Source organism: Alloyangia pacifica, from assembly GCF_003111685.1.
GTDB classification, from domain to species: domain Bacteria; phylum Pseudomonadota; class Alphaproteobacteria; order Rhodobacterales; family Rhodobacteraceae; genus Salipiger; species Salipiger pacificus_A.
In genome coordinates this window covers 318838-331434 of record NZ_CP022189.1, presented here as the reverse complement: position 1 = coordinate 331434, position 12597 = coordinate 318838, and the positions used below count along the sequence as shown (strand labels likewise).

Annotated in this window: 17 protein-coding genes; 15 read left to right on the top strand and 2 right to left on the bottom strand. The window is 68.0% G+C overall.

The annotated features are described in order from the left end of the window. The first annotated feature begins 9 nt into the window (after positions 1-9). Both era and CEW88_RS01535 read left to right on the top strand, forming a co-directional pair. On the top strand, positions 10-918 hold the full coding sequence (era, locus tag CEW88_RS01540; protein WP_108964383.1) for a GTPase Era: 909 nt from the start codon (positions 10-12) through the stop codon (positions 916-918). Further along, positions 911-1243 (top strand): DUF1491 family protein, encoded by a 333-nt coding sequence (locus CEW88_RS01535; protein ID WP_108964382.1) that lies wholly within the window; start codon positions 911-913, stop codon positions 1241-1243. Before era ends, CEW88_RS01535 begins: the two co-directional genes overlap by 8 nt. Here CEW88_RS01535 and CEW88_RS01530 read toward each other — a convergent pair. Beyond that, positions 1188-1829, bottom strand: a complete 642-nt coding sequence (locus tag CEW88_RS01530; protein ID WP_254694421.1) for a Pr6Pr family membrane protein — start codon at positions 1827-1829, stop codon at positions 1188-1190. The two genes, CEW88_RS01535 and CEW88_RS01530, sit on opposite strands and share 56 nt — an antisense overlap. 208 nt (positions 1830-2037) lie before the next feature. Here CEW88_RS01530 and recO point away from each other — a divergent pair, with 208 nt between their 5' ends. The 5 genes from recO (at position 2038) to CEW88_RS01505 (ending at position 5051) form a co-directional block, all read left to right on the top strand. Next, on the top strand, positions 2038-2766 hold the full coding sequence (gene recO / locus CEW88_RS01525; protein WP_108964380.1) for a DNA repair protein RecO: 729 nt from the start codon (positions 2038-2040) through the stop codon (positions 2764-2766). A 55-nt stretch (positions 2767-2821) separates the two neighbouring features. Continuing rightward, on the top strand, positions 2822-3487 hold the full coding sequence (gene pgsA, locus CEW88_RS01520; RefSeq protein ID WP_108964379.1) for a CDP-diacylglycerol--glycerol-3-phosphate 3-phosphatidyltransferase: 666 nt from the start codon (positions 2822-2824) through the stop codon (positions 3485-3487). Beyond that, positions 3487-3732 (top strand): molybdopterin converting factor subunit 1, encoded by a 246-nt coding sequence (gene moaD, locus CEW88_RS01515; RefSeq protein ID WP_108964378.1) that lies wholly within the window; start codon positions 3487-3489, stop codon positions 3730-3732. The genes pgsA and moaD overlap by 1 nt, the downstream gene beginning before the upstream one ends. Positions 3733-3736: 4 nt before the next feature. After that, positions 3737-4183 carry a molybdenum cofactor biosynthesis protein MoaE gene (locus CEW88_RS01510; protein WP_108964377.1) on the top strand — a complete coding sequence of 149 codons (447 nt, stop codon included), beginning with the start codon at positions 3737-3739 and terminating at the stop codon, positions 4181-4183. 97 nt (positions 4184-4280) lie between these two features. After that, on the top strand, positions 4281-5051 hold the full coding sequence (locus CEW88_RS01505) for a FadR/GntR family transcriptional regulator (protein WP_108964376.1): 771 nt from the start codon (positions 4281-4283) through the stop codon (positions 5049-5051). Positions 5052-5136: 85 nt separating this feature from the next. Here the strand turns inward: CEW88_RS01505 and CEW88_RS01500 are convergent, their stop codons facing one another. Then, positions 5137-5511 carry a rhodanese-like domain-containing protein gene (locus tag CEW88_RS01500; protein WP_108964375.1) on the bottom strand — a complete coding sequence of 125 codons (375 nt, stop codon included), beginning with the start codon at positions 5509-5511 and terminating at the stop codon, positions 5137-5139. A 156-nt stretch (positions 5512-5667) separates the two neighbouring features. On the opposite strand from CEW88_RS01500, the gene CEW88_RS01495 reads away from it, so the two are divergent. The 8 genes from CEW88_RS01495 (at position 5668) to CEW88_RS01460 (ending at position 12595) form a co-directional block, all read left to right on the top strand. Next, entirely contained in the window at positions 5668-6723 is a 1056-nt protein-coding gene (locus CEW88_RS01495; protein WP_108964374.1) for a bifunctional transcriptional activator/DNA repair enzyme AdaA, read from the top strand. A 39-nt stretch (positions 6724-6762) separates the two neighbouring features. Further along, entirely contained in the window at positions 6763-7113 is a 351-nt protein-coding gene (locus tag CEW88_RS01490; RefSeq protein WP_108964373.1) for a YigZ family protein, read from the top strand. Then, complete coding sequence (locus CEW88_RS01485) at positions 7110-7472, top strand: DUF4186 domain-containing protein (protein ID WP_108964372.1); 363 nt, start codon at positions 7110-7112, stop codon at positions 7470-7472. Before CEW88_RS01490 ends, CEW88_RS01485 begins: the two co-directional genes overlap by 4 nt. Continuing rightward, positions 7469-7945: an aminoacyl-tRNA deacylase gene (locus CEW88_RS01480; protein ID WP_108964371.1), complete on the top strand. Its 477-nt coding sequence runs from the start codon at positions 7469-7471 to the stop codon at positions 7943-7945. The genes CEW88_RS01485 and CEW88_RS01480 overlap by 4 nt, the downstream gene beginning before the upstream one ends. A gap of 63 nt (positions 7946-8008) precedes the next feature. Continuing rightward, entirely contained in the window at positions 8009-9991 is a 1983-nt protein-coding gene (mutL, locus tag CEW88_RS01475; RefSeq protein WP_108964370.1) for a DNA mismatch repair endonuclease MutL, read from the top strand. Further along, positions 9988-11127 carry a DNA recombination protein RmuC gene (locus tag CEW88_RS01470; RefSeq protein WP_108964369.1) on the top strand — a complete coding sequence of 380 codons (1140 nt, stop codon included), beginning with the start codon at positions 9988-9990 and terminating at the stop codon, positions 11125-11127. The genes mutL and CEW88_RS01470 overlap by 4 nt, the downstream gene beginning before the upstream one ends. Before the next feature lie 30 nt (positions 11128-11157). Beyond that, positions 11158-12174: an alpha/beta hydrolase family protein gene (locus CEW88_RS01465; RefSeq protein WP_108964368.1), complete on the top strand. Its 1017-nt coding sequence runs from the start codon at positions 11158-11160 to the stop codon at positions 12172-12174. A gap of 91 nt (positions 12175-12265) precedes the next feature. Then, positions 12266-12595, top strand: a complete 330-nt coding sequence (locus CEW88_RS01460; protein ID WP_108964367.1) for a DUF3775 domain-containing protein — start codon at positions 12266-12268, stop codon at positions 12593-12595. The last annotated feature ends 2 nt before the right edge of the window (positions 12596-12597 follow it).

Sequence of the window (12597 nt, the reverse complement as noted above, 5' to 3'; positions counted from 1 at the left end):
AACGCCCCAATGACCACACGTGCAGGATTCATCGCCCTCATCGGCGAGCCCAACGCGGGCAAGTCGACGCTCACCAACCGCATGGTGGGCGCCAAGGTGTCGATCGTCACCCACAAGGTGCAGACCACCCGCACCCGCATCCGCGGCGTGGCCATGGAGGGCGAGAGCCAGCTGGTCTTCGTCGACACGCCCGGCCTGTTCCAACCGCGCCGCCGGCTCGACCGCGCCATGGTCGCAGCGGCCTGGGGCGGGGCCTCGGATGCCGACATCATCGTGCTGCTGATCGAGGCGCACCGCGGCATGACCGATGGCGTGAAGCGCATCCTGGATGGGCTGCAGGACCTGCCGCGCGGCCGCAAGGTGGCGCTGGCGATCAACAAGATCGACCGCGTGAAAGCCGAGGACCTGCTGGCGCTGACCCAGAAGATGAACGAGGCCTACGCCTTCGCCGAAACATTCATGATCTCGGCCGAGCGCGGCCATGGCGTCGACGCGCTGCGCAAGTGGCTGGCGGAACAGGTGCCCGAGAGCCCTTGGCTCTACCCCGAGGACCAGATCGCCGACCTGCCGATGCGCATGATCGCCGCCGAGATGACCCGCGAGAAGCTGACGCTGCGGCTGCACCAGGAACTGCCCTACCAGCTGACGGTCGAAACCGAGCAGTGGGAAGAGCGCGAGGACGGCTCGGCCCGCATCGACCAGATCATCTACGTCACCCGGGACGGCCACAAGGGCATCGTACTCGGCAAGAAGGGCGAGACGATCAAGTCAGTCAGCCAGGCCTCGCGCGCCGAGCTCGAGGAATTCCTCGGCCGCAAGGTGCACCTCTTCCTGCAGGTGAAGGTCCGCGAGAACTGGCTCGAAGAGGCGGAACGCTATTCAGAGATGGGCCTCGAGTTCAAGGACGGCAATGCCTGAGCCTCGGCTCGCCACCCATGTTTGGGTCGGCGCCTACCTGCGGCGGCTCTCGCTCCTGGACATCCCCGCCTATGTGACCGCCCATGGCGACGACACCGCCGGGGCGGTGATCGTCAAGCTCGCTACGCTCGACGGCAAGGCCGTGGCCTTCAGCCGCGAATGGGATTTGATGACCGGCGCCCGCCGGTGGGCCACGCTCGCCGAGGGGCCGGAATACGAGGTTGACGCGCGCGTCTCAAAGCAACGCGACTTCGACCCCGATCTCTGGGTCATTGAGCTTGAGGACCGTCAGGGGCGCCATCTGCTGGACGAGATGGACGGCTGAGCAGCCGTCCCAGCATCACCACCCCCAGACCGCCGAGCCAAAAGCTCACGCCCAGCGCCACGCACCAAAGGCCGACGCCGGACCAGCCGATCTCATGCGGGTCGATGAAGAAATACGGGTGACTCCCGTCGAACTCGCCACGGATCAGCGCGTAGCTGACATAGATCAGCGGCCAGAGCAGCCACCAGAGCGCGTGCCGCGGCATCAGCCCGTCCTTCGGCGCCAACGCCAGCCACCAGAGCCCGACGGCGATCGGCACGAAGGTGTGCACCGCCATGTCCGACCACCAGCGGATCCCGTCCAGCGGCCGCGCCAGCAGACCGTGGTAGACGATGGCGACGATGAGGATCCACAGAGCGACCGCGGCCAACCACCACGGCGGGCTCCGGTGCCCCGCCGCGATGCCGGCGAAGGTCACCGCGACCATCAGGTTGGTCAGGATGGTGAAGTAGCGCCCCAGCCGCCAGAGCTCTTGCCAGACCTCGTGATCCGTCCTGCGCACGAGCCCCACGTGGACCTGCAACCACAGTGCCCCCAAGGCGAGCAGGGCAATCAGCAGGGCGGTGAAGCGGTGAGTCTGGGTCATGGCATCTCCCGGGCCGACCATCGTACTTCAGGACGACGTTTATTGCGAGGCCAAGCAATGGGCGGCTCACATGGCGGTGTCCGCGTGCGAGCAGGCCGCCCCCCCCTCCACCGGTCCATGCAATCGGCAGGCGGACATGGAAGGCTCCTCGCCAACGCCCCCGCCCGCGCCCCTTGCCCCCACCCTCGCAAACTCCGAGAGTGCGCGGATGGAATGGCGCGACACCGGCATCCTTCTGACCTCGCGCAGGCACGGCGAAAGCTCGGCCATCCTCGAGGTCTTCACCCCCGGGCACGGGCGGCACATGGGCGTGCTGCGCGGCGGTGCCTCGCGCCGTGTCGCCCCCTTCCTGCAGCCAGGCGCGCAGCTCGACCTGACCTGGAAGGCGCGGCTCGAAGACCACATGGGCAGCTTCACCGCCGAGCCGCAGCGCTCGCGGGTCGCCAATGCGCTGGCGGACCGGCTGTCGCTGGCGGGGCTCAACGCGGTCTGTGCCCTGCTCTCCTTCTCGCTGCCCGAGCGCGAGGCGCACCCCAGGCTCTACGCCCGCACCGAGGCGCTGCTCGACCTGCTGCCCGAGCGTGAGCTCTGGCCCCTCGCCTATCTCCGCTGGGAAATGGCGCTGCTCGACGAGATGGGCTTCGGGCTCGATCTCTCGGCCTGCGCGGTGCGCGGCACCAACGAGGAGCTTTGTTTCGTCTCGCCGCGCACCGGCCGTGCCGTCTCGCGCCAAGCCGCAGGGGAATGGGCCGACCGGCTGCTGCCCCTGCCTGACATTCTGAAGGGCGAAGGCCCCGGCGGCGATGGCGAGATCCTCGAGGCGCTGCGCACGACGGGACACTTTCTCGAGCGCCACATGGCGCCCGCGCTGCGCGACAGGCCCCTGCCGCAGGCCCGCGCCGCCTATGTCGAGAGATTTCGTCGCAGCACCGTGTGAGCTCTCCCGCGTGAGGCGTCTTTCCCCTCCCCAAAAAGCGCGCTACGTAAGTCGCATGCGCTGGAACCTGCCAAATATCCTCACCGCCCTCCGCCTGATCGCCGCCCCCGGCGTGGCGGTGATGTTCCTGTACTTCTCGCGGCCGCTTGCCGACTGGTTCGCGCTGCTGCTCTTCGTCGGGGCCGCCGTCACCGATTGGTTCGACGGCTACCTGGCCCGCCTCTGGGGACAGGAAAGCAAGATCGGCGCCATGCTCGATCCCATCGCAGACAAGGCGATGGTGGTGATCGCGCTGATGGTGATCGTCGGCTATTCCTCGATGTCGCCCTGGCTGGTGCTGCCCGCCACGATGATTCTCTTCCGCGAGGTGTTCGTCTCGGGTCTCCGCGAGTATCTCGGCGACACCGCGGGCACGCTCAAGGTGACCAAGCTGGCGAAGTGGAAAACCACCTTCCAGATGATCGCCATCGCCACGCTCTTTTCACAGGGCGTCTTCGAGCATTACCTTGCTCTCAGCGTCGAGGCGCTGGACCGGCAGACAGTGGCCCAGGCGCTCGACGGCGGCGGCGCCGATCCGCACGGGCTGCGCTGGCAGGAGACCGGTATGATCTGGACCGGGCACCTTGGCCTGACGCTGCTGTGGATCGCCGCCGCGCTGACACTGATCACCGGCTGGGACTACTTCGTGAAGGCCTTGCCGTTCCTGAAGGACGAGAAGTGATGGATCTGCTCTATTTCGCCTGGGTGCGCGAGCGCATCGGCCTGCCGAAGGAGCGCTACGAGACCGAGGCCGCCACGGTCAACGATCTCATTGAGGAGTTGCGTGGCCGCGAGGAGCGCTATGCCATGGCCTTCTCCGATCTTTCGGCCCTGCGCGTGGCCTTGGACCAGGAACTCTCCGAGTTCGACGCACCGCTTTCCGGCGTGCGCGAAGTCGCCTTTTTCCCGCCGATGACTGGGGGCTGAGACCATGTCGATCCGGGTGGTCGTGCAGGAAGAACCCTTCGACTTCGGTGCCGAGGCCGACACCTTCGCCGCGGGCCGCACCGACATGGGCGCCGTGGTGACCTTTACCGGCGTGGTGCGCGACGTCTCGGGCACGCTTGAGACGATGGAAATCGAGCACTACCCCGGCATGACCCAGAAGGCGATCGAGGCGATCGCCGCCGAGGCCGAGGCACGCTGGGATCTCGGCGAGATTCTGGTGATCCACCGCTACGGCCGCATGGGTCCGGGCGAGCGCATCATGATGGTCGCCACAGCCTCAAAGCATCGCGTCCATGCCTTCGAGGCCGCCGAGTACCTGATGGACTACCTCAAGTCCCGAGCGCCCTTCTGGAAGAAGGAAAGCGGCAGCGGCGGCACCTCCTGGGTGGCCGCCAAGGACGAGGACGAGGACGCGCTGTCGCGCTGGTGAGCGCCCTTTGCTATGCATCACTGTCCTCGTGTCGCGCTTGAGCCGCGGCGCGCGTGGTCATATGATCTGACCAATTCCCGCCTGTCAGGACCCATTCATGCCCTTCCGCCCCGTGCAGTCCGAGAAACTATCCAGCGCCGTGGTGCGGCAGATCGAAGAACTGATCCTGCGCGGCATCCTGCGCCCGGGCGAGCGCCTACCTGCCGAGCGCGAGCTGTCGGAACGGCTGGGCGTGTCGCGCCCAAGCCTGCGCGAGGCGGTGGCAGACCTGCAGGACCGCGGACTCTTGGAGACCCGGGCCGGGGCCGGTGTCTTCGTCACCGAGGTGCTCGGATCGGCCTTTTCCGACGCATTGATCCAGCTCTTTTCCAAACATGACGAAGCTGTGTTTGACTACCTCAGCTTCCGCCGGGACATGGAGGGTCTGGCGGCGGAGCGCGCGGCGCTGCAGGGGACGCCCTCGGATCTGAAGGTCATCGAGGCGCTCTTCGCAAAGATGGAAGCGGCGCATATGAAGCGCAACCCGGCCGAGGAAGCGCGGCTCGACGCCGACTTCCACCTCGCGATCATCGAGGCCAGCCACAACGTCATCATGCTGCACATGATGCGCTCGATGTATCAGCTGCTGCGCGAGGGGGTCTTCTACAACCGCTCGATCATGTTCAAGCAGCGCACCACCCGCGAGGCCCTGCTCGAGCAACACCGCGCCATCAACGCGGCGCTCCAGGCGCGCGACCCGGCGGGCGCAAAGGCGGCGGTGCAGGCACACCTCGGCTACGTCGAGGCGGCGCTGATCGCCGACCGCAAGGCCGAGCGCGACGAGGACGTGGCCCGGCAGCGCTTCGACCGGGTGACCGGGCGGAGTTGAGGCACGCAAGGGCGCGCTGCCCCTCTCGGCCAGCGGACAATTCACCCCCGGCGTATTTTGACAGAGAAGAAGGGACAGAGACCGCTCAACTGATCGGGGTCGGGCCGCCGGTGGCCATGTTGGTGCCGATGTAGGGCTTGTGGCTCCCCTTCCACGCGCCGAAGCCGCCTTCCATATGCGCGACTCGCGCGAGACCGGCAGCGATGGCAGCGCGGGCGACCCGCTCGGAACGCGCGCCCGAACCGCAGTGGAAGACGATCCGCTTCTCGCCCTGCCCCGGCAGCTTCTCGGGCTTGAAGAAGGCCATGGGCATCAGCAGCGTGCCCTCGATGTGCTCGAACATGTATTCCTGCGGCGTGCGCACGTCGATCAGCACGATCTCGTTGCGACCAAAGGCCTCGGCGACCTCGTCGACGGACCACGTCTCCAGCAGGGCGGCGCCCACTTCCTCGGTCTTCATCGTTCGGCTCCTTTCATATATCGAAATTGCGATCTTTTATCACATGTGGGCTCGCCCGCCGCCTTGGCAAGAGCGGCGCCGCACTGCGCCGCCGGAATGTGAATAGCCGCCCGATTTCCGGCGGCATCCCACACACGGATCGGCTAGAGTCGGACCATGCTGTTTGCCCTTCCTGACCCCGACACGCTCTACCGGGCGCTGCTCGAGCGCGACCCGTCCTACGATGGCCGGGCCTTTGTCTGCGTCGCCTCGACCGGCATCTTCTGCCGGCTGACCTGCCCGGCGCGCAAACCGCTGCGCGCGAACTGCACCTTCCACGAGACCGTGGGGGAGTGCATCGCCGCCGGTTTCCGCCCGTGCAAGCGTTGCCATCCGCTGAACCCCATGGCCCAGAGCGACCCGGTGATCGCGCGGCTTCTGGACGCGCTCGAGGCGCGCCCCGCCTTCCGCTGGTCCGAGCCGGATCTCGTGGCGATGGGGCTCGATCCCTCGACCGTGCGGCGCGCCTTCAAGAGGCAGTTCGGCATGACTTTCCTCGAAATGGCCCGGCAGCGGCGGCTGCGCGAGGGATTCACCGCGCTGGCCTCGGGCGCGCCGGTGATCGAGGCGCAGCTCGATGCGGGCTTCGAGAGCGCCTCGGCCTTCCGCGCGGGATTTGCCCGGGCGCTCGGCGTGGCGCCGGGGGCCTTGAGAGCCGATGCACTCCTGCGGGCGGACTGGATCGCCACGCCGCTCGGCGACATGGTCTCGGTCTGCTCGAAGAGCCACCTGCACCTGCTGGAGTTCATGGACCGCAAGGCGCTGCCACGCGAGCTCGAGAAGCTGCGCAAGGGTGCGGGGGGCGAGATCGGGGTCGGACGGTTCGCACCGTCCGATCAGATCCGCGAGGAGCTGGCGCGCTTCTTCGCCGGGGAGAGCGCGCAGTTCGACACGCCGCTGGCGCTGCATGGCTCGGAGTTCACCACCGCGGTCTGGCGCGCCCTGCTCGAGATCCCGGCGGGCGAGACGCGCAGCTACGGCGCTCTGGCGCAGGCGCTGGGGCGGCCTTCGGCCACGCGGGCGGTGGCGCAGGCCAATGGTGCCAACCAGATCGCGCTGGTGATCCCCTGCCACCGGGTGATCGGTGCGGACGGCTCGCTCACCGGCTACGGCGGCGGGCTCTGGCGCAAGCAGCGGCTGCTGGAGATCGAGCGGGGGTACCTCGGGCGCTGAAGGCTTGCGCGCTGGCGCGGCGCGGCTTACCCCTCTGGCATGCGCATTCTCGAGAATATCATCAGCGACCGCGGCTCGAAATACGCGGTCTCGGGCGGGCCCTGCACCTCGGAGCAAGAGGCCAAGGCCTTTCTCAAGGAGCTCAAGCGCAACAAGAAATTCGCCAAGGCAACGCACAACACCTGGGGCCTGCTGACCGACGAGGCGCCGATCAAGAACGACGACGGCGAAAGCGGCGCGGGCATGGTGATCCTGCGGATGCTGGAGCGCGAGGAGGTCCGCAACCACATCATCGTGGTGACCCGCTGGTACGGCGGCAAGCACCTTGGCGGCGACCGCTTCCGCCACGTGCAGGACGCCGTACGCACCTATCTCGAGAGCATGGAATGACAGCTCCGGATCAGCTGTTCGAGCGGCTGGCCCGCTCCAAGTTTCGCAGCCGATTCCGGCTTGGCCCGAAGGAACGGGACTATGCCAACGCCAAGGGCCGCGCGGTGATCCTGTCGCATGCGCGGGATTTCATCTCCGAGCGGCTCGCCCCGGCAGAGCCGAGGAACGACGGCAAGCAGACACCCATGCGGGGCCACCCGGTTTTCGTCGCGCAGCACGCCACGGCGACCTGCTGCCGGGGCTGCCTTGCGAAGTGGCACGGGCTGGCGGCGGGGCGCGCGCTCAGTGATGAGGAGCAGGCGCAGGTGGTGGGGGTCATCCTCGCATGGATCGACCGGCAGATGGGATATCGGGCGTGAGCAAGGGCACACCGGCGACGCAGGCGCTGACACGCGCCAAGGTCGCTTTCGAACTGCTGGAGTATGACTATGTCTCCGGGCAGGCGCAGATCGGTCTGCATGCGGCCGAGCAGATCGGCTGGCCACCGGAACAGGTGCTGAAGACGCTGATGGTCGAGGTCGATGGCAAGCCCTGCTGCGCCGCCATCCCCTCGGGTGCCACGCTGTCGATGAAGCGCGTCGCCAGCGCCTTCGGCGGCAAGTCGGCGCAGATGATGGACCCTGCCAAGGCCGAACGGCTCACCGGCATGCACACCGGGGGAATCAGCCCCTTCGGTCAGAAGAAGCGCGTGCCCACGGCCTTCGAGGCGGCGTCGATGGCGGCCGAGCGCATCGTGCTCAACGGCGGCAGGCGCGGATTGATGGTGGTGGTCACCCCACGGGACGCGCTAGAGGCTTCCGGCGGCAGGACGGCCGCGCTGGCTGCGGACTGACCGCGCTGCGCTGCTTGGCGCTATCCGTTCCAGAATCGCAAAATCCCTGCTAGGTATGGTGGCATGAACACCCACAGCCCCAATATGCGTCCCGTCATCCGGCAGCTCGACGAGGCGGCCATCAACCGCATCGCCGCCGGCGAGGTGGTCGAGCGCCCGGCCTCGGCGGTCAAGGAACTGGTGGAAAACGCCATCGACGCCGGGGCGACCCGCGTGACGGTCGAGATTGCCGACGGCGGCAAGACGCTGATTCGGGTGAGCGACGACGGCTGCGGCATGGGGCCGGACGAGCTGCCGCTGGCGCTGTCACGCCATGCCACCTCGAAGATCGACGGCTCGGATCTTCTGAACATCCACAGCTTCGGCTTCCGCGGCGAGGCGCTGCCCTCGCTGGGTGCCGTGGGCCGGCTGTCGATCCAGAGCCGCGTCGCCGGGCAGGACGGGGCCGAGATCGCGGTCTCCGGGGGGCAGATGGGCACGGTGAAGCCGGCAGCGCTGAACCCCGGCACCGTGGTCGCCCTGCGCGATCTCTTCTTCGCCACCCCGGCGCGGCTCAAGTTCCTGCGCACCGACCGCGCCGAGATGATGTCGATCTCGGACGTGATGAAGCGGCTCGCCATGGCCGAGCCTTCGGTGGGCTTCACCCTGCGCGACGTCTCGCAGGGCAAGGACCGGGTGAGCTTCCGCGCCGACGCCGTCTCGGGCGATCTTTTTGATGCGCTCCGGGGCCGGCTGGCGCAGGTGCTGGGCGCCGAGTTCACCGACAACGCGCTGGCCATCGATGCCGAGCGTGACGGCTTCCGCCTGACCGGCTACGCGGCGCTGCCGACCTATTCGCGCGGCTCTTCGGTGGCGCAACATCTCTTCGTCAATGGCCGCCCGGTGCAGGACAAGCTGCTCTTCGGCGCGCTGCGCGGGGCCTATGCCGATTACCTCAGCCGCGACCGGCATCCGGCGGTGGCGCTGTTTGTCGACTGCGACCCGCATCTCGTCGACGTGAACGTGCACCCGGCCAAATCCGAGGTGCGCTTCCGCGAGCCGGGCCTCGTGCGCGGGCTGATCGTCTCGGCCTTGCGCCACGCGCTTGCCGATGCCGGGCACCGCGCCTCGAGCACCGTGGCCGCCGACACGCTGGCGGCCCTGCGCCCCGAGTTTCCGCGGCAGCTCGACACCGGGCAAGTCCCGCTGCACCAGCAACCCTCGCGCGACAGCACCTTCGGCGCCTACGGCGGCGGCGCGCCGCTCGGCGCGGCCCCGGCGGCAGCGCCCCACGCCCGCGTCTACCAGATGGACCGCCCCTCGGCGGGCGCGCGCAGCGCCGCCTATGCCGCGCAGGCGCCCGATCCCAATTTTGTCCCGGCGCCGCCGCGCGTCCCTCCGGCTCAGACGCAGGGCTTCGCCGAGATGCAGGGCAGCTGGTCGGGCCGGGTGGTTGAGGACGCTCCGGTCGAACCGGAGGCCGCGCAGCTGCCGCTTGGCGCGGCGCGGGGCCAGGTGCACGAGAACTACATCATCGCGCAGACCGAGACCGGCATCGTCATAGTAGACCAGCACGCGGCGCACGAGCGGCTGGTCTATGAAAAGCTGAAACGCCAGATGGCCGAGCGCGGAGTCGCGGCGCAGGCGCTTCTGATCCCCGAGATCGTCGAGTTGTCGCAGGACGACCTGTCGCGAATCCTCGACATCTCCGACGACCTTGGCCGCATGGGCCTGTCGGTCGAGCCCTTCGGCGGCTCGGCGCTGGCGGTGCGCGAGACCCCGGCAATCCTCGGCGAGGTCAACGCCGAGGCGCTGATCAAGGACATCCTCGACGAGCTTTCGGACTACGGCAGCTCGCAGCTGGTGCAGGAGAAGCTCGAAGCGATCCTGAGCCGCGTCGCCTGCCACGGCTCGATCCGCTCGGGTCGCCGGATGCGCGCCGAGGAGATGAACGCGCTCCTGCGCGAGATGGAGGCGACGCCCCACTCCGGCCAGTGCAACCATGGCCGCCCCACCTACGTGGAGTTGAAGCTGTCGGATATCGAGAGGCTCTTCGGCCGCACATGATCGAGATCGCCGGGCAGACCATCGGCTTGGACGACCCGCGCCTCTGGGCCGCCGCGGGCGCAGCCGTGCTCGCGCTTTTGATGATCCTCGCGATTCGCGCCTCGAACCGCGCCGCAAGGCTCGGCTACCCGCTGAGCCAGCTTTCGCAGCGGGTGCAGGCGCTCTCCGAAGGGCAGGAACGGCTCGCCGGCGGGCTGCACCACGTCTCCGAGGCCCAGGTGAAAAGCCAGAATGCCATGCTGCAGCTGATGGAAAAGCGGCTGGCGCAGGTGCAGCAGAATATGTCCGAAAACCTGCACGGCACCGCCCGCCGCACCGCCCATTCGCTGGGCCAGTTGCAGGAGCGTCTCAAGACCATCGACGAAGCGCAGGAGAATATCACGAGGCTCTCGGGCGACGTGCTGTCGCTGCAGGACATCCTGTCGAACAAGCAGACCCGCGGCGCCTTTGGGGAAATCCAGCTCAACGACATCGTCTCGAAAGCGCTTCCTCCCGACAGCTATACGATGCAGGCGACGCTTTCGAACGGGCGCCGCGCCGATTGCCTGATCAAGCTGCCCGAGCCGCCGGGCCATATCGTCATCGACGCCAAGTTCCCGCTCGAGGCCTACGAGATGCTGCGCCGCGCCGAGACGCCCGAGGGCAAGCAGCGCGCCTCGCAGGCCTTCCGCATCTCGGTGCGCAAGCACCTGCGCGACATTTCGGACCGCTACATTCTCGACGGCGAGACCGCCGACAGCGCGCTCATGTTCCTGCCCTCCGAAGCGGTCTACGCCGAGCTGCACGCCAGCTTCCCCGAGGTGGTGCGCGAGGGCTTTTCGCTGCGGGTCTGGATCGTCTCGCCGACCACCTGCATGGCGACGCTGAACACCCTGCGCGCGGTGCTCAAGGATGCCCGCATGCGCGAACAGGCCGGGGCGATCCGCCGCGAACTTGGCCTGCTGCATCAGGACATCGAGCGTCTCGAAGGCCGGGTCGAGAACCTTGACCGTCACTTCGGCATGGCTGCACGGGATCTTTCGGAAATCCGCATCAGCGCCGAGAAAGCGGGCCGACGTGCTCAAAAACTCGACAATTTTGATTTTGAAGATCTGGCGCCCGAGGGGCGTATCGTGCCATTGCCACGGCAGACCTGACTTTTCGACCGACTCGCCAAGGAAAATCGGATGCTTGCCCGCCTGACCGGCCTCGCGCTTGCGGCCCTTCTTGCAGTTCCCGGCCATGCCGCGGGCGACAAGACCGGTGTCGGGGTCAGCAGCATGATCCGCCCAGAGGCGAACTTTGGCCGCGGCGTGTCGATGACCATCTGGTATCCCGCGCAGACCGGCGGCGGCGCCTCGGAACTGGTCGGCCGCAACGCCGTCTTCGAAGGCACCCCCGCGCAGCGCGAGGCCTCGCCGCTTCCTGGAAAGCTGCCGCTGGTTCTTCTCTCGCACGGCGGGCGGCGCTCGTCCGAGCAGAGCGGCGCCTGGCTTGCCGCGCGGCTGGCCGAGGGCGGCTATATTGTCGCCGAGGTAAGTGGCCAGCGCCCGCGCGATCCGGCCACCGCGCTCGGCGAGATCTGGCGCCGCCCGGCGGAGCTGGGGCAGGCGCTCGACCTGCTGCTCAACGATCCCGACTGGCAGATGCGCATCGACGAGACCCGTGTGGCGGTCGCCGGCGTGGCGCTCGGCGGCACCGCGGCGATGATGCTCGCCGGCGGCATGATCGATGAGGGCGCCTATGCGCGCAATTGCTGGACGGCGCATCCTTCGACGGACTGCGAGTGGTTTGCCTCCGGCGGCATCGATCCCGCGAGTGTCGACCCGCAGGCCCTGACCCTGTCCCGGCAGGATCCACGGGTGCGCGCGGTCCTGGCCATTGCGCCCGAGTATCTCGCCGAGTTTCGCGCCGCCAGCTTGGCCGAGCGCGGCGCCCAGATGACGATCTTCGGCCTCGACGAACCCGCCCCGGGCGAGGCACGTCTCGCCGCCCAGGCCGGCATCGAGGTGCTGCCGCTGGAGGGCGCCGATCTTTACGATCTCTTCGCCCTCTGCACCCCCGGCGGTGCCAAGCTGCTGGAAGAGGAAGGCGGCGATCCGGCGCTCTGCGGCAGCACCGCCGAGGAACGCAGCGCCGTGCACGAGCAGCTCGCCGAGAGCGCGCTCGACGTGCTCGGCCGCGCCCTGCTGCTTCCCTACTGACCCTCCGTTCCCGGCCACGAGCTTCTTGTCGCAGATCAAGGTCGGGGTGTACGCTTCTCGCCATGGTGTGTGGGACGAAAGGAGACGCGCCATGGAAGAAATCAGCGTCCGCACGGTTGCCGCCGTGATCCTGATGGCCCGCGAGATTGACCGGGCCGAGGGCGAGTTGCGCGGCTTCATCGACCGCATGAGCGAAGAGGAACAGGCCGCGCTGGTCGCGGTGATGTGGATCGGCCGCGAGGCCTTCGATGCCGACGAATGGGGTGAGGCTTACCGCACCGCCCTCTCGGAAGCCTCCACCCCGACCGCCGACTACCTGATCGGCACGCCGCATCTGGCCGACAACCTCGAGGCCGGGCTGGAGGCGCTCGGCTATGATCCAGAGGACGAAGAGGACGAGCTTCTGAGCCGCGGCAGCTGAGC